This window comes from Pedobacter sp. GR22-6, assembly GCF_037402555.1.
Classification (GTDB): domain Bacteria; phylum Bacteroidota; class Bacteroidia; order Sphingobacteriales; family Sphingobacteriaceae; genus Pedobacter.
Genome location: NZ_JBBEUC010000009.1, coordinates 1 through 17565 on the forward strand (window position 1 = coordinate 1; position 17565 = coordinate 17565).

General features: G+C 46.2%; 13 protein-coding genes. 4 read left to right on the forward strand and 9 right to left on the reverse strand.

Going from position 1 to position 17565, the window contains the following annotated elements:
- Window positions 1-59: 59 nt before the first annotated feature.
- The 9 genes from WAE59_RS25645 to WAE59_RS25685 all read right to left on the reverse strand — a co-directional run bounded on the left by WAE59_RS25645 (window position 60) and on the right by WAE59_RS25685 (window position 13191).
- Window positions 60-1229, reverse strand: a complete 1170-nt coding sequence (locus WAE59_RS25645; protein WP_337858872.1) for a FecR family protein — start codon at window positions 1227-1229, stop codon at window positions 60-62.
- 787 nt (window positions 1230-2016) lie between these two features.
- Entirely contained in the window at window positions 2017-2532 is a 516-nt protein-coding gene (locus tag WAE59_RS25650) for a hypothetical protein (protein ID WP_337858873.1), read from the reverse strand.
- Complete coding sequence (locus WAE59_RS25655; protein ID WP_337858874.1) at window positions 2529-4028, reverse strand: hypothetical protein; 1500 nt, start codon at window positions 4026-4028, stop codon at window positions 2529-2531. The genes WAE59_RS25650 and WAE59_RS25655 overlap by 4 nt, the downstream gene beginning before the upstream one ends.
- A gap of 31 nt (window positions 4029-4059) precedes the next feature.
- Entirely contained in the window at window positions 4060-5151 is a 1092-nt protein-coding gene (locus WAE59_RS25660) for a TlpA disulfide reductase family protein (RefSeq protein WP_337858875.1), read from the reverse strand.
- Between the two features lie 61 nt (window positions 5152-5212).
- Window positions 5213-6640, reverse strand: a complete 1428-nt coding sequence (locus WAE59_RS25665; RefSeq protein ID WP_337858876.1) for a RagB/SusD family nutrient uptake outer membrane protein — start codon at window positions 6638-6640, stop codon at window positions 5213-5215.
- A gap of 21 nt (window positions 6641-6661) precedes the next feature.
- Window positions 6662-10231, reverse strand: coding sequence for a SusC/RagA family TonB-linked outer membrane protein (locus WAE59_RS25670; protein WP_337858877.1), 3570 nt, complete (start codon window positions 10229-10231; stop codon window positions 6662-6664).
- 207 nt (window positions 10232-10438) lie between these two features.
- On the reverse strand, window positions 10439-11569 hold the full coding sequence (locus tag WAE59_RS25675; RefSeq protein WP_337858878.1) for a FecR family protein: 1131 nt from the start codon (window positions 11567-11569) through the stop codon (window positions 10439-10441).
- Window positions 11570-11643: 74 nt separating this feature from the next.
- On the reverse strand, window positions 11644-12204 hold the full coding sequence (locus WAE59_RS25680; protein ID WP_337858879.1) for an RNA polymerase sigma factor: 561 nt from the start codon (window positions 12202-12204) through the stop codon (window positions 11644-11646).
- A gap of 111 nt (window positions 12205-12315) precedes the next feature.
- On the reverse strand, window positions 12316-13191 hold the full coding sequence (locus tag WAE59_RS25685) for a helix-turn-helix domain-containing protein (RefSeq protein WP_337858880.1): 876 nt from the start codon (window positions 13189-13191) through the stop codon (window positions 12316-12318).
- A gap of 178 nt (window positions 13192-13369) precedes the next feature.
- On the opposite strand from WAE59_RS25685, the gene WAE59_RS25690 reads away from it, so the two are divergent.
- The 4 genes from WAE59_RS25690 to WAE59_RS25705 are packed head-to-tail and all read left to right on the forward strand — an operon-like array spanning window position 13370 to window position 17394.
- The gene (locus tag WAE59_RS25690) at window positions 13370-15013 is read left to right on the forward strand and encodes an alpha-L-fucosidase (protein WP_337858881.1); all 1644 of its coding nucleotides are present in this window, start codon (window positions 13370-13372) and stop codon (window positions 15011-15013) included.
- A 14-nt stretch (window positions 15014-15027) separates the two neighbouring features.
- A complete protein-coding gene (locus tag WAE59_RS25695; protein WP_337858882.1) occupies window positions 15028-16035 on the forward strand; it encodes an aldo/keto reductase in 1008 nt (335 codons plus the stop codon).
- A gap of 1 nt (window position 16036) precedes the next feature.
- On the forward strand, window positions 16037-16372 hold the full coding sequence (locus WAE59_RS25700; RefSeq protein WP_337858883.1) for an L-rhamnose mutarotase: 336 nt from the start codon (window positions 16037-16039) through the stop codon (window positions 16370-16372).
- Entirely contained in the window at window positions 16339-17394 is a 1056-nt protein-coding gene (locus WAE59_RS25705) for a zinc-binding alcohol dehydrogenase family protein (protein ID WP_337858884.1), read from the forward strand. Before WAE59_RS25700 ends, WAE59_RS25705 begins: the two co-directional genes overlap by 34 nt.
- Window positions 17395-17565: the final 171 nt, after the last annotated feature.

A 17565-nucleotide genomic window follows, 5' to 3' on the forward strand; every position in this document is an offset into this window, starting at 1 on the left:
GGTTTGTATCTGTACTTTCATCTTTTTTGGTTGTTTGGTTTACGGTTTAGTTGATTACTTTATAAGGATGATAGTACTTTAATTTGTTTTCCTTTTACTTCAAATTTCACACGCTTGGTCAGGCTCATCATCCGGAGCACCGCCGATATCGGCTTGTCCCTGGATACAAATCCCCCGAGTTTAATGGATTTCAGCTTTTCCTCACTGTATACCACTTCTACATCATACCAGCGCGCTACCTGCTGCATAATGTTTTCCAGGCTTTCGTCCCTGAAGATGAAATCACCATTCTTCCAGGCGATCGCTTCTTCCGGATCTATGGCTTTTATGGCTATCCGGGCATTGGCAAAGCTGGCCTGCTGCTTAGGCTTTAGACTCACAGCACTGCTCTTCGGGCCCGCGCCCGCATACACGGCTGCTTCACCCTCCACCAGGGTGGTTTTGATGCTGCTTTCATCAGCATAGGCATTGATGTTGAACTCCGTGCCGATATCTTCTACCACCTGGCTCTTGCCATCTGCCCCCTTACTCTCTACCCGGAATGGCTGCTGTTCATTGTGCTTAACCACAAAGTACGCTTCGCCCTGGAGAAAAATTCTGCGCTCTTTCCCAGAAAATTGTGCAGGAAACTTAATTTTTGAATCAGAGTTTAGAAACACATGCGTGCCATCTGAGAGACTGAACTCATAGGTTTGGCCCTTGGCGGTGCTCGCTGTCATTTGTACGGTGGTTTCAGTCTTCAGACTGAAATCAGTCCCCTTACTTCCATCATCATAGGTTAATGATGTAGGGTCTACAATCACACCTTTCTTCGCTTCGCTAAGTTGGATCACTTCACCAGTAGAAAGGGTTATGGTCGCGCCACTTTTTCCTGGAGCAATGTCATTCCATACCACGTCATCCTGAACTTGTTTCAGGATCTCTCGATCACCTGTAAAAAACCACAGACCAAAAACAATTGTAGCCAGGGCGGCCGCCGCAGCGACGCCCATCCATGGCCACAATCTTGTTCCCCTATTCCCCGGAACTTCTTCAATGCCCAACTGCTTTGCAATCCGGCTATACATAGCTACCCTCAACAAGGCTTCTTCATTGCGTACCTCAGCAAACCAGACCTGGTTGTCTTCGCTGGCGCTATGGTACCAGTCATTCAACCGCTCCAGCTCTTCTGCTGTGGCCGTATCATTCAGATAACGTTGTACCAATTGGGCTATTTCTTCTCTTTGCATAAATCCTATTTTGGATAATATACAGTGAAGTACCATAACCCCCTGCCTTACCCTTGCTCGGTTTGAAAAAAAATATGGATCATACAAATAACATCTTTTAATGACACTCTCCCACTTAGCGTTAAAAGTATGTTTTAACAGCAAATTCAAATTGATTTATGAAGATCTGTTTAAACGCGTCTATATTATTTTGCTCGTAAAAAATCAGCATCGCTTTTTTATAGTCAACGGAATCTACCGTACGAAATGATATAGGGCAATATTGATGTGCAATAAGTATTGAATTACTGATAATTCTCGCTGTTCGTTTATTCCCGTCTGCAAATGCCTGGATACTCTTTAAGTTAATCTATAATTAATGTCGAAATATTGTCTTTCATAAATATCTTTTATGGATCAATAAGAAGTCAAATATAGCTCAATAACCTTAAGATTTGAGCTATATTTGACTTCTATTTGATGTATATTTCTTTTTTTTAAGAACCAACTTAAAGAATCTACCCTAAAATTTTGCGGCATAAGCCCTGTTCGGGTCTCCTACCTAACCATGATTAGAAATTCAACTGAAGAGCAACGTAAACAAAAACTACAAAAAGTCCAGCAACTGGGTATTAGACAGAAATAACTCCGCGTACAATTAAGACATCATCAGTTTCACAGGTTTTTCCCAATTACGTCGACACTGTCGACGCAATTGAGTTGGAGTCATTTCAGGCAATTACTTAGCCTTACCAGCCAACAGAAACACAATTAATGGAAGAAATGAACCATTTTTACCTTCAGCAATTTATAAAATATCAGCTATTTTCAAATCAAAAACCTCCTCTACAGGTTGCAGACATTGACGCAGATCGCATGTCTGATAATATAAACCGGCCTTAACAACAGCATCTTTTTTCAAACCTGCTGTGCGCAGCATCTTATGTATGAACCAGGCTTGTTTTTCATAGATCAATACACCCTTATCCTGTGCCGATGGAAATGGCGGAGAGATCACCCAGTTTCCGGCAGCCTTCAGCCCTTCCGGAATTTTCAGGATATGATCCATAGCGATGTACGGCATACTGGCCGGTACATACTGATAGATGTGCCAGCCAACAGCCAATTGCACTTTTACAACTACGGCAACACTATCTCGCTCGGCTACCAGACCGGCATTTAATCTCACCGGCGCTTCATCTGATGGCTCAGCACATTTCAGTTGCTTAACTGCTTCCAATATCTTCTTGTCAAATGTGGACTGAGCGCTTAAGCTCAGTCCCGTTAACACAAACCCCAAAATCAATCCAATTATTTGCTTCATTTGCTGTAGGTATTTACTATAAACCTGTAACCGTTGGTTTCAGAAAAGAACAGCTTTTTCTTGTTTTTCGTCAGCCAGTCGCTCCAGTCCTTTGCAGTCGAAAAGCCTTCTCCGGTATACCTTTTAAGTACCTTCAAGGCCAGTTCCGGCCGCTCATTTTTCTTTAGCATACTTACACAGGTTTCCAGTAGCTTCACACTGTGGTTGGGTACACCGATCTGCTGCACATCTTCGTCAATGGAATAATCGAAAAAGCCATCGGGATCACAGTAGATATAATCAAAATTATCACTCAGGTACTTCTGGAACGCCGGGCCATCATTACCAAAACGACCGGCAAGTTTACCCATGCGCCGCTTAAGATAGGTTTCCCAGCTATCGATTTCCTGGGCACGCCCCACATATGGAAGTTTGGCTTCTTCTTCGGGACTAAGCGCCTGCCCCGCTGCTTTCTTATCATTCAGCCGCTTATTTTCTTTTGCATTTCCTTCGTTGAAAGTTTTCAGCTCCGAGACGTAATCGTCATAACTCTTTTTCGTTACGTTGGCAATGATCTCCCGTACGTCATCGGTAGTGGCCATACGATCGTTGTATTTCCTGGAAATAGGTGTTTTTCCATCAAACTGCTTCATATAGGCTACCGCATTTACAAATACCTTTTTGCCTTCCTCGGTCATATCAGCCGGCGATGCACCGAAACCCCAGAGAAAGAAATTGCCGTGACGGCCCAGGGCCACTGCACCAACATCTTTCTGGCATACCCCGCTGGAGATCATTTCCACATCGGGCGATTCGGAAAACCTGTTGCCCCGGGATACCAGGCCAATTCTAACTCCTTTACCGTCCAGGTATCCTGTGTTCTGCACCCTCCACATCGGGATCTCTTTTGGGACATCAGCTCCTGTAGCATAGTGAAAAATCCCATCGGGTGTTTGCTTTGTCACCATCGTAGGTACTACTTTTTCCAGCGGCCCCTTGAAAATCGCATGTTGCGAATTCAGGTGATGGGCATCTGCATCGAGACACAAACACAGCCAGTCCAGTTTAAGGCCTATCCTGCGGCCCATCTGGTCGGCGGTGCTGGCAATAAAGACCACTGGTTTGGAAAAATCATCGGGAAGATAACGCGCTGATATATAGTTTACCTTCCCCTTTTCATCTTTTTCCTGCTTCGCAGGCTCTACGACATTAGTCGGAAAATCAAAGATCGTTACGTCATAAGGCGCTGAGTCTTCTGGTTTCCAATCTCTGCAGTCCATCGTCTTTACTTCCGCAAAATATTGGCTCAGCAATGCTTTGAATGCAGGCATCCTCACCGGGTATTCGGCAGTAAATTCTTTTTCGGACATCATACCGGGAGCATAACGTTTCATGTCGGGTAATGGCTTCGCGGGATCGTAACCTACAAAAAGCACTTTCGTTTTGTCGGCACCAGAATGCTGGGCCATAGCTGGTGTTGCCAATACCAGCAACAGCCAAAGGAGTAATTTTTTCATCTTTTTCAAATTTGTGATCTGCTGATGCGTCTTATTGCTTGTTTTTTAAAGCTTGTATTTTCGTTTTATACCCTTCTACGGTATAGTCGAAGACACGGCCGTTATAACGTTCATCTTTCAGCTCTTCCTGTCCTTTCACAACGGCTTCTTCCAATGCGGCAATGGCATTTTTGGAGTCGCCAATTTTAGCGTAACCATCTGCGATTTTATCAAGTAGCAGGGAGTTGGTCGTCGGACTGCTTTTCAGCCACTCGATGGCTTTCGTATAGCTGCCTTTATCCAGGTTACTCCGTTCCAAAACCATCATGGCAATGCTCGTTTTGAAGCCTGGAGATTCCTTCAGCATCTCCTCGGCATAATTGAAAGCATCCTGTGGTGTCTTTTTTGTCAATAGTGCTTCAAACATTCTGGATTGAAGTGCACCTTTCAGATAGGGTATTTCCTTGCTCCCTTCTTCAATGCTTTTTGCCAGTTGCTCAAAATTTCCGGCATCTGCCGCATCTTGTACGGCCTTGAAGATCCGGTCCATTTGCGCATTCTGCTTGCTGGATGCCTGCTGTCTTTTTGCATAAATCTGCTTAAAAGCTGCCAAATCAAAAGTCCCATTAACCAGGCTGTCCAATGGCCCGTCTAATTTGTTCGGATGGCCAATCCATTGGATAATGCCATTTTTGATGACGATTGTGGCCGGGATTCCTTTCTGACCTGCGGCAAACAGCCAGTTATTGCCCATATGCTGCGCATTATTGTCCATGATCACATTGTAATCCATGCGCTCGCCGCTCCCAGCCACAAATTTTTCTACTTCTGGAATGGCCGATTCATAGGGTTTGTCTTTTGTTTTTTCCCATACATTTACGCCAACAACCTGGGCTTTTCCTTTATATTTTCGGGCCAGGTCCGACAGGTGCGGCATGGCTGCAATACAGGGTCCGCACCAGGTAGCCCAAAATTCATAGACGTAGACCATGTCTTTTTGATCTGCTGTGAAAGGCTTTCCCTTTAACCATTTGGAATACTGAATTTTTGGTGCAGGATCTCCGACTGTCAATACTTTCTTTTCTTGTGCCATACCGGCAACAACGCTTAAAAATAGCAGCAAAAATGCGATTGATTTTTTCATATGAACTCAATTGAAAATTGATACTGAGCGGCTGATCTGCTCAGTATCAATAAATAAAACCTTAGTAATTTTGTGTTAACTGGGGATTGAATGTGGTGGCGTTTTGAGGGAAGGGATAAATCCACAATGGCGACTGAGGCCGCAAGACATAGGTTTGACCCAAAATTGTCCGGCGCAGATCTGCAGCAAATTCCGGTTCTGTATTCCAGCGCTTTAAATCGATCATGTCTTTAAAAGTGTTGAAATTCTCACTCCGGGACAATTGTTTGATCAAGGCAAATAACTCCGACCTGCCGGCTGCCGGCACTGGACTATACTGGCTCGTAATGATGCGTTTTCTGCGAATTTCTTCGAGTTTTTCTTTTGCTCCACCGAAATTATTGAGCCGCATCATACATTCGGCTTCTGTCAGGCGCATATCCACAGATGTAAGTCCTGCTCCGCTGACTTCCGACATCGTACCGCTCAATGTCCACACTGCTTTCTCTCCCGGCATACCGTGATATGAGCCGCCAAAATCTCCTGCAAAGGGAATATTGACTTGTGTAGGCATGTACTTGTAGAGCACGGAATTCGGATCAAACTGGGCCAGTATTTCAGGTGCATACCAGGTCAGGTACATGATCGACGGGGTATTGAACAGGTCTTCTTTACTGGAAAATCTCGGTCTTGCCCAGCCTTTTGGATTGGGGGAAACACCCGTCACCGGGTAATCAACGAGCATATTATTGTGGTCATCCAGCTGACTGTTGATCTTCAGTGAGGCCTGCGCCGCCACTAATGCCTCCTCAAACCTGCGCATGGACAAAAGTACCCTCGCCTGTACCGCATAGGCAAATGATTTACCTACACGTTGCTGGTTTACACCCTCATCCGCCAGGGCATTCAGTTTGAAGGCATTGTCCAGGTCTTTAAGTATCAGATCATAAACTTCCTGCACGGTATACTTTTTCGATGGCTCAGAAATTAAATCTGTATCAAGTAAATAAGGGACACCGCCGTCGGCAGCCGCGGTAGCTGGGTTATAGGCCGTCGCAAATATGTTCACGGCCAGATAATGGAACCATGCCCGGAGTATATAGGCTTCTGCTTTATACCTGTCCGCAAGCGAGCGCTCACCCTTGGCTGCATCGGCCCTTGAGATGACCGGATTGGCTGTTTTACCAATGACACTATAGATCGGTTCGTAGATGTTGCAGGTCGGCCTCAATGCCGCACGGTCTATACTCTCGTCCCAGAATATAATGGCATGATTGAATGTTTTGATGGGCTCTTTCTTCAAAAGTCCAATATCTGTAAAGTAGATCCCCGAGGTCAGACTTGCGGTTCGCACCACGCTAAACCCGGAGTATGGGTCATTCAGTAACAAATCCAGATCACTCGATGTGCTGAGCAGGTTTCTGCCTTTTGGTTCTAGTTCAGTAAATTTTTCACAACCGCTGAGGAGTCCAGACAATAAGATGGCTAAGGTGTATAATATTTTTTTCATGTTCGTGTACACTATAGTTCATTAAAAGTTAAAATTGAGTCCGAAAACGTAACTTGTGGGAAGGCGGATACCTAAGGTTTCTGGATCTACGCCGATATCGTTGCTTTTCCAGAGCGCTGGCAGGTTATTCATCTGAAAGCGCAGCCTCAGGTTGTTCAAGCCAATCCTGGAAATGGAGCTCCGCGGTACATCATAACCCAACACAAAATTCCGTATCTTCAGAAAATCGGCTGCATGCACAAATATATCGGTGTTGTTTTGAACTGCTGGTTGGGTACCTCCCGCATTATTATACTCCCAGATGCCGGGAATGTCTGTATTGATATTGCTCGGTGTCCAGGCATTCAAATACCATGACCTTACCGGACCGCCACCCGGGGATGGGTTAATCTGCACCTGATTGGCACGCATGTGGTGACCTCCATAGTACACCATCAGCATGTTCAGACTGAAACCCTTCCAGGACAACTGATTTTCCAGGGCATAGGTATATTTGGGATCGGCCTGCCCGGTGAAATAGACGGATCCGGGTGTTGCCGATTGAATACTTACGGTTGGTATGATCCTTCCGTCTTCCGCATACCAGGACTGAACGCCATTTGCGGTCAAACCGGCATTCTTGTAAGAGAAAAGCGAGCGGACAGGATATCCTTGTTTATAGCCAATACTCACAACCTGATAGGCACTGTTCGCCTGGATTTCTACGCGGGTTACTTCGTTTTTGTTCCAGGATCCAATTCCCGAGCTCGTCCAGGAGAATCCGTTCCTGTCTTTCGCACGGAACCAATCATAGGCAAGGGTCAGTTCCAGACCATTATTCTTCACATTGGCCATGTTCATGATGAGACTGGTAAAGCCTTTGGTAACTTCCAAGGTCTGATTGGAGAAAACCTTATCACTTTTCTTTTTATACCAGTCTACTACTCCCCTCAGCCTGGAATCGAACAGCATGAATTCTGTACCGATATTAATGGTTCCGGTCTTCTCCCAGGACAATTCGGGATTTCCTGGACTTTCTATACTTGCCCTGGGTAGTCCTGTATTGCTGTTGGACAAGCCTGTAGTAGCGGTCATATAACTTGTAGCGCCCTGATAGATGTTACCTGTAAATCCATAACTCGCCCGGACCTTCAATAAATTGACATCCTTATATTTCTCCATAAATCGCTCGTTGTTCAGGTTCCAGCTTAAGCCAAGGGATCCGAATGGTGAACCACGGAATTCTGTCGCCAGACCATAGACATCCGCAAAGTCCTTCCGGAGGGATCCGAACACATTATAGCGCCTGTCGTAGGTATAAGTCATATTGGCATAACCGGATGCATTACGCCGGCGGATCTCAGAGAGGTTATTGCCCGGCACATTCAGTGTGATGGCATTCTCAATGAAGGGTGTGAATATAAACTGCCTCGCTGGATAGCCCGGTGCATAGGATGTGGTATTGTTGATGTTCCAAAGCTCGTTGTAGTTGACAGTTGTGGTCGATTGGGATTGCAACTGGTCGTCCCAGCCCAGGTAAAGATTTCTTGTGCCTTTGGTATTGGTCTCGCGGAACTCTACTCCTGCAAGGAGGTCTATCTGATGGACATCCTTGATTGTCTTGCTAAAATTGACCTGACCGCGTGCTGTCCAATGGTTGCCCTGGGTATTTTCTGTAGCCAGCCTTCCCCCGGTTTGCGGGATCAGGTAGCGGTAAGTCCCGTTGGTATTCCGAACGGTATACACATTTCGCATCAGCCGCATCAGATAACTGTCTGCTTCTGAATTGTTGATTTCGGATTGGCGATTTACTTCATAAACATATTGGGTATTGAAAGTCAGACCGGGTACGACCTTAAACAACAACTCCCCCTGGTAACGGGTGTTTTGCCTTTCAATTTTGTGCTTGTTAAGGTTGATTTCATCCAGCAGGTAATAATGCATTGGTCTAAGTGCTTTATTATCCTCCGCCCAGGTCGAATAGGGTGTGTAATAATGAGTCCATCCCGGAGAGATGTTGGCCTGACTCCCGTCTGGATTAAATAGACTATAATAGGCGGGCAGGCTAAATGGATCCATCGTATTCTCTACGTAATTGCTTCTCCGCTCACTGGCCCGCTGCAGGATGTTGTTCACCCCAAAATTGATCGTCAGCCACTTGGTCATGTCGTAAGTACCCTTGTAGAAAATATTGAGCTGATCATCCCGGTCATGGATCTTGCCGGTATTGTCGCCTTTGTAATTGAGCACCAGGTTGGATTGAAAATTAGCGGTACGGTTACGCACCGACAAATTGTGCATTTGCAGCACCCTTTGTCTCAGTATATTGTCCGCATAGTCCTTTGCAAAATTCTGGGTTTTATATTGGGCCAGCCTCCGGTCCAGTTCTGCCTGCTGGATTGCACCGGTTTTCAGCAGGTAATGGTCGTATTGTATGGGTGTGGGATTGAGGCTAAAGCTACCTGTTCCTGCTAACGCATTTGCCATAGCGGTCACTGAAGCTGCTGCTGTAGGCGATGTATTGTACAGCCATTTGAAGTACTGGTTTTCTCTGTCTACCTGCTGCTCTGGTGTCATGTACCAGTTGTCGGCATAATCTACATTCTGATTTTGCCATACCGTGGTATTCGAGGAAACTTCAATATCGATTTTATCCAGGTGACTTGCCTTTTTCGTCGCCACAATGATGACGCCATTTGATGCACGTGCGCCATAGATCGCAGAGGCTGCAGCGTCTTTAAGAATGGTGATGGACTCGACATCATAAGGATTCAGGTCCTCATAGGCCATTTCAACTGGAAGACCGTCCAAAACCAGCAAGGGCCTGCTTTCCGCAAACAGCGTACCCGTTCCGCGAATGGCGATCCGGTTCCCATAATTTACCAGACCGGCCACACGGCCTTCTAAATTGTCGATGATATTGGGTGTAAAACGGGTCTGCAGTTCATCTGAGCTGATCTTGGTGAAAGCGCCTGTAGCTCTTTCCTGGGCTATTTTCTGGTAGCCTGTGTTCACCACCTGAACTTCGCTCAGGTCCATTGTCGACGCACTGAGTTTGATGGTACCTAAGTTTTCGCTGGGCTTGAGTTCCATTTTCTGATACCCGATAAAGGAGATTTCGATCAGGCCTTCTTTGGGGACACCTCTTAATAGAAAAAAGCCTTGTTCGTCGGTAGTTACACTCTTCGTAGTGCCTTTTAGCTTTACGGTGGCACCACGCATCGGACTTCCTTTTTCATCGTATACCCGGCCCCTTACATCAATGTCAACAAGGATATCTGTAAGGTTCTCGAATAAATTATCCAAAAGCGAACTGGCGGCTTTTTGCTTGATCGTGACTTTTTTATCTTCAATTTTATAGCTCAGGGGCAGCCTGTGAAGCACAGTGTGCAAAGCTTCTTCAACTGAAACGTTACGTACAGCGATAGCTACACGGCCCGACTGCTTGACCAATTTTAAATCATAGATGAAATCATATCCGCTCTGTGACTGGATCTCCTTTAAAACTTCTTCTAGTGGGATTGACTTGCCTGTAAGTGTAATCCGCTGGCCAAAAGTGACTGCGCTTACCTGAAGAAGTGATGCTAGAAGTATTACGGTGGTTAATCGCATAATTAGCACGATTTTACGGCATACCGACTTTGGTATACCAGTTTGTTTAGTATAAATTTGATACATTTACGCTTAGTTTGGTTCTGGCAGCTTGTCTCTCTGTCTTCGAAAACCAGGACAAGCAGCCATTAATGATTGATATTATTTTGATTGTGCCAAATTCTTACCAGAAGTGCACATGTACTTCTGGTTTGTTTTTTTCTGGTATTAGTTCGTCACAAAAACCCTCCTTCCTTCAATTTTAAAGTGTACTTGTCCTGTTGATTCTATAAATCTCAATACCGCAGATAGTTGATTATTTCTGGAAATAAATCCGCCGATCTCTAAATTCTGTAAATCCTCAGTTTCATAAATGATTTGGACGTCATACCACCTGGCGATCTTGCGCATGGCGACCCCAAAATTTCCGCCATTGAATATGAAACCATCATTTTTCCAGTCTATCACATCTGCTGCATCAACGTATTTCACCGAAATTCCTGCAGGAGTCATACTTGCCTGCTGGTTCGGTTTTAAAACCAGCTGATTGCCAGTATTTGCCAACTGACGTACGCGCACGCTACCCTCCATCAAAGTGGTTTTTGTACCGCTTTCTTCCTGGTAGCTGTTGACATTAAAATGTGTTCCCAATACTTCTATTTCCTGGTCTGCACTCTTTACGATAAAAGGGCGTGATCTGTCTTTTGCCACCTCGAAATAGCCTTCTCCACGCAGTTCGACTTTACGCCTGCTTTCCGAATGGATACGGGTGGAAAAACTCAGGCTCGTCGCAGCATTTAACCAAACCACAGAACTGTCTGGAAGTACCAGCTGATAACTCTCTCCTTTTCCAGTGCTCAGGGTATGGATCTCTGCCGCCGCATCTGAATTTCCCGCATACTGGTAGATCAGCTTTCCCTCTGCTGATTTTGAAATTTTCAATCCGGATTGGGTATCCAAAACACCTACATCCGCAGTATCCAACCTGATCTTTTTTCCACTGGCCAGGGTCAGCGTTGCGCCCTTACTTCCAGGCGCTACATCACTGGTATAGCTGATGGTCTTTGCGTTGTTTCCTAAATTCGATTGATAGAACCAGATGCCAGCCGATATCGTAGCAAGGACGATTGCCGCTGCAATGCCTACACGCCTCCAAAGGGGAACTGTTTTTCCGGCCTTAACTTCTGCGGCTATCGCCTGCCACAACTCATCCTTTACATTACTGAGTTCTTCTTCGCTGACTGCCTGAGGCTGGACCTTCCATTGCAAATACCAGTTCTCCACGAGAACCGACTCTTCGGCGGTGCATGTCCCATTTTTGTATTTATCCAGTAAATGTTGAAGGTCCGGCTGTTCCATGGCTTGGTAAAGATTCTTTTTTCCTTTTAAGAATATAGACAGCCTGGTATATGGGTATGGGGGTAAAAAAAAAATTAAATAATGTAAAATACCATGCCGAGACGTGAGCGCAGGATCTTCAGAGCGTTCTTTACATGGCTTCGGACCGACTGTTCGGTTATTCCCAATTGCGCTGCGATTTCTTTATGACTCAGATTCTGCAGCCTGCTCAGCTCAAATACTTCCCGCATTTTCCTGGGCAACTGGGCGATCTCTCCGGCAATAATATCTGCAAGCTGACGCTCCCTCAAGCGATGATCTGTAATGCAATCCTCCACGATGATATTCCTGGGTAAACCCATCAGGTAGCGCTTTTCAACATTTTTATGGCTCAGTACATTGATCACCCGGTTCCTGACAGCCGTATAAAGGTAATTCGACAGGTTACTGAGGTCGGCGGTTTCACGTTTGTTCCACAAGCTGATGAACAGTTGCTGGACAACATCTTTGGCTTCCTCTTTATCCCTGAGCCGGTTGAATGCATGCAGATACAAAGCATAGAAGAAACGGTCATAAACCTCCGCAAATGCGGCATCATTGCCCCTTTGGAGCAATGTGGTCAATTCCGAATCCGTATAATCCCTATATTTATGCATGAGGTTTTTTCTGCAAAACGACGATTCAGCCAATTATGGTTGAGCAGATGTCGCAAGTTTAGGCAAAATACGATGCTAAAAAAAATTAACCGCAGATTTTCGGGTCTTAAATCACCAGCCAGAATATCTTTTCTTATAGTCACTGGGGTTTAGACCTGTAACTTTTTTAAATGTTCTGGAAAAATGGGAAAGGCTTTCAAATCCGGTCTGCTCTGCGATATCAGCATATTTAGATTTACTGCTGATGATCAGGTATTGGGCGCGTTCAATCCGCTTCTCCGTGATATAGGCTAAAGGACGGGAGCCGGTATATTGCTGGAAAAGCCTGGAAAAATACTCAGAATTTTGGTGTACCCTGCTCGCTAATGATTTTACGGTCAGCGGCAAATGCAGACTCAGCACAATATGGCTGATGGTATCCAGGATCTTAACAGGAATCTGCTGTTTCTCTTTTTGTGCGATGATCTCCGGCCCTGCAAATCTTGCGATCAACTGGAGCAATATGCCCTGGGTCTCCAAAAACTGAGCCGTATGCTGACGGTGATTCAGCTCCTGGTATTCTTTGTAATAACTGTCTTTCTCATAAACCTTAGGATCATCTGAACGGTTGATTCCACGACCGGGATTGAGGCAGACCAGGCGCTCAAAGTTCAGCACATCAACTTCCTTCGCTTCAACCCTGAATATAGACCTGTTCTCGGCAAACAGGGAAATGCCATCAGAAGATTCCTCAAAAAACTGCACAAAGTACTGCTCAAGAAAGGTATCGCACATCAGATTACACAAGGTGAAACTGGGGATGATGTATAAGTAACCGCATTCCAGCTTGAGTTTTTTCTCAAAGTGAGAAATCTCGCCTGATCCGCCCGAGATATAATAAATGCGGTGGTATGGACTGACGATGTTCCTGTAATTCCACCTGGAATCCAATTTCACGGAATCCACATTGAGCAATGAAAAGTTATGGGACAGCAGGCGCTTGATCATAAACGAAGATAACAATATTTCATTAATCTGTTTTGTGAAAAATTTAGTCTGTTTTTGTCTACAATTATCATATCCATCTCTCGTATTTTTGATTTAAACGGGATTGCCCGGGAGTTACTCCAAACAGTCTGACACCACTGAACGGGAACTCTGCTGGATAAACTAGAATCAGATATAAATGAAACGTAGAACCTTAATTAAGGGCGGAATTGCTGGGCTGGCAAGCTTATATGTCAGCAATTTATACGGCAGCCCATTGTTTAATGAAGCAATTGCGAAACTACCTATTGGACCTTTTAAACCCAATTGGGCTTCTCTGGCACAATATCAGGTGCCGGACTGGTACAGGGATGCCAAATTTGGCATCTGGGCGCACTGGGGACCGCAATGTCAGCCGGAACGCGGCGACTGGTATGCGAGAGGAATGTACCAGGAAGGCAGCGATCAATATAAATACCATTGTGAGAAATATGGACATCCTTCAAAATTTGGATTCAAGGATGTCATTAATGAATGGAAGGCTGAAAAATGGGATCCGGATGCCTTGCTGGCCTTATACAAGAAAGCCGGTGCTAAATATTTCATGGCACTGGCCAACCACCACGACAACCTCGACCTCTACGATAGTAAACATCAGAAATGGAATTCGACCCGGGTCGGCCCCAAAAAGGACATCATGGCGGGATGGGCCAGGGCTGCCAAAAAACAAGGTCTACCCCTTGGCGTCAGCGTACATGCCGCACATGCCTGGCGCTGGTATGAAACCGCACAACGCTCCGATAAATCGGGTCCCATGGCAGGTGTTCCCTATGATGGCAAACTTAGCCCGACTGATGGAAAAGGTACCTGGTGGCAGGGCTTCGATCCCCAGGAATTATATGCTCAAAACCATCCTTTAAGCGAAAATAGCCTCGATGATGGATCGATACATGGTCAGTGGAATTGGGGCAATGGCGCTTCTCCGCCAAGCAAGGAGTACATCGGAAACTTCTACGACCGCACCATTGACCTCATTGATAAATATGAACCGGAAATGATCTACTTCGATGACACTGCCCTTCCCCTCTGGCCGGTCAGCGACGCTGGTCTGCGCATTGCAGCCCATATGTACAACAAGAGCATCAAAAAACACGGAAAACTCAAAGCAGTCATCACCGGTAAAATTCTCGATGAACAACAGCGCAAGTGTATGGTCTGGGACATTGAGCGCGGACAAAGCAATGCCATAGAGCCGCTGGCCTGGCAGACAGATACCTGCATTGGTCAATGGCATTACGACCGCAGAATTTATGACAACAACCACTACAAATCTTCAAAAACGGTCATTCATACCTTAATTGATGTGGTCAGTAAGAACGGCAACCTCTTACTCAATGTACCACTTCGCGGAGATGGCTCAATAGACGATAAGGAACTGGTTGTTGTGGAGGAAATCGGCGACTGGATGCGAATCAACAGCGAAAGCATCTATGCGACCCGCCCATGGAAAGTGTTCGGCGAAGGTCCTGCTATGGAATCAGCGGCGCCGCTAAGTGCCCAGGGCTTTAATGAAGGTAAAGGAAAGCCATTCGGAGCTTCCGACATCCGCTTCGTAAAGAAAGGACAGGTACTGTATGCCACTATGCTCGGCTGGCCGAAAGATCGTAAAGCTTTAATCAAAACCCTCAGCACCAGCATGGGTAAAGTGGAGCGGATCAGCTTGCTCGGCGAGCGGAACGCCATTTTGTTCAAACAAAATGCCGGGGGATTGGAAATTGAGCTACCTGAACTGGCTCCGGGGAAAAGTGCATTTGTGTTCAAAATTGAAGGTAATATCGTTTAGATCAGTCCACCAAAATGTCAGTAATTCAACTTCCTGAAGTCATTTTCGGTACCAGCGGACTGGGTAATCTATATGTGGCCCCGAGTGAGGAGGTCAAGCTGAGCATCGTCCGCGAATGCTTCAGGCATTCCCCGATTCCAGTGGTTTTCGATTCAGCAGGGAAATACGGTGCCGGCCTGGCACTGGAGTCACTTGGTCGTTGCCTTGCCAGATTAAATGTAAATCCCGAGGATCTGCTGATCAGTAATAAATTGGGCTGGCTGCGTACCCCGCTGAAAACTGAGGAACCAACTTTTGAACCCGGGGTTTGGAAAGACCTTGAGCATGATGCGGTACAGAAAATCAGTTATGAGGGCATACTGGAATGCTATGAGCAAGGCAACAGCTTGCTTGGAGACTATGCTGCAAAAATGGTTTCTGTACACGACCCGGACGAATATCTGGCCGGGGCCGCAACAGCTGAAGAAGCTGACCGGCGATACCAGGATATCCTGAACGCGTACCTCGCCCTCTTCGAACTTAAAAAGGATGGCAAGGTGCAGTCGATCGGAGTTGGTGCAAAAAACTGGAGCGTTATCCAGCGGATCAGCACCGACCTGAAATTGGATTGGGTGATGTTCGCCAACAGCATGACCCTGCACAGCCATCCGCGGGAACTGTTGAGCTTTATGCAACAACTGCAAAAGCAAGGCGTTTCGATCATCAATTCGGCCATCTTCAATGCTGGATTTTTGACGGGATCGGACTGTTACAACTATCAGCCGGTCAGCCGGGAAACCAGGCCGGATTTATACAATTGGCGGGATGCCTTTTATCAGCTCTGCAAAACCTACAGCCTCTCAGCTGCCGCAGTTTGCAGTTCATTTGCTTTTCAGGCGCCTGGTGTATGCAGCATTGCACTTAACACCACAAATCCGGAACGGGTAGCCACGAACACAAAACTGAAGGACATCCAAATCCCCGCGGGTTTTTGGCAGGACATGAAAGACCAAAAATTAATCGACCACACTTATCCAATTTAAAATGAAAAGATACTGCCTCGCGCTGGACCTTATAGATGACCCCAAATTGATTGAAGCCTATGAACACTGGCACAAAGCCGGAAATGGATGGCCGGAGATCCGCGAAAACATCACCAGATGCGGTATTCTGGACATGCAGATTTACCGCAGCGGTAACCGCCTCACCATGATCATGGAAACCCTGGATGACTTTACATTCGAGGAACAGGCAAAATTGATGTCTGCAAACCCCAAAGTACAGGATTGGGAAAAAATGATGTCGGGATACCAGCAGCCCCTGCCATGGGCTAAACCCGGCGAAAAATGGCTGGTTATGGATCAGATATTTCAGTTGTAATGCGAACCAACAACATACTCATTTGCAATAAGCCCGGGGAAATGGCTTATACTACGGAAACACTGGCCGAACTTAAAGACGACCATACTTTATTGAGCATCAAGCGGATCGGAATTTGCGGGACTGATCTGCATGCTTACGGTGGTACGCAGCCCTATTTCAACTACCCCAGGGTTTTAGGACATGAACTCGCCGCAGAGGTGCTGCTCAGCAGCGATCCGGACAAGTTCAATCCGGGTGACAGCGTAACAATTATGCCTTACGTCAATTGTGGGCATTGCCTGGCCTGTAGATGCGGTAAGACGAATTGCTGCGCTGAGATGCAGGTCATCGGTGTACACCGCGACGGAGGCATGGCGCAATACCTGCAGGTCCCCACCAGACTCCTGATTAAAGCTGATGGGCTCAGCCTCGATGAGCTGGCCCTGGTAGAACCGCTGGCCATTGGCGCTCACGGAATCCGGCGCGCAGGAGTAAGTAGCGGTGAATTTGTATTGGTCATCGGCGCAGGACCAATTGGCCTGGGCACCATGGAATTTGCAGGTATCGCCGGGGCAAAAGTTATCGCACTGGATATCAATGCTTCCCGTCTGGAGTTCTGCAAAGAAAAACTAAGCGTTGCACATACCATTCATGCATTGCAGGAAAATGTAACAGAAAGGCTTTTGGAAATCACAGAAGGAAATATGCCAACGGTCGTCGTTGATGCCACAGGTAATCAAAAAGCGATCAATGGAGCCTTTGCCTACATGGCTCATGGCTCCAGATTTGTACTGATCGGCCTGCAAAAAGAGGACATCAGCTTTAGTCATCCCGAATTCCACAAACGAGAAGCGACGCTGATGAGCAGCAGGAATGCAACTACTGAAGATTTTGATCATGTGATCAGGGCCATGCAAAACAAATGGATCGATCCTTCGAATTACATCAGCCATACTGTGCCCTTCGATCAGGCCGCCGATCAATTTGACCTTTGGTTGGATCCCGAACAAAAGGTAATCAAGGCAATGATCACTTTATAGCGACTCCAACCACCATTTATCGAAGCCCTTTATAGCGACAGTCTGAAGACTGTCGCCCACCAAACCACCATTTACCGAAGCTTTTCTTCGGCTCACCGGAAAAATACCCGCTTGCGCCAGTTCGGCATTGCCTCATATAGCCTGCTACCGTAGTTTTGAAGAAAAAAATAA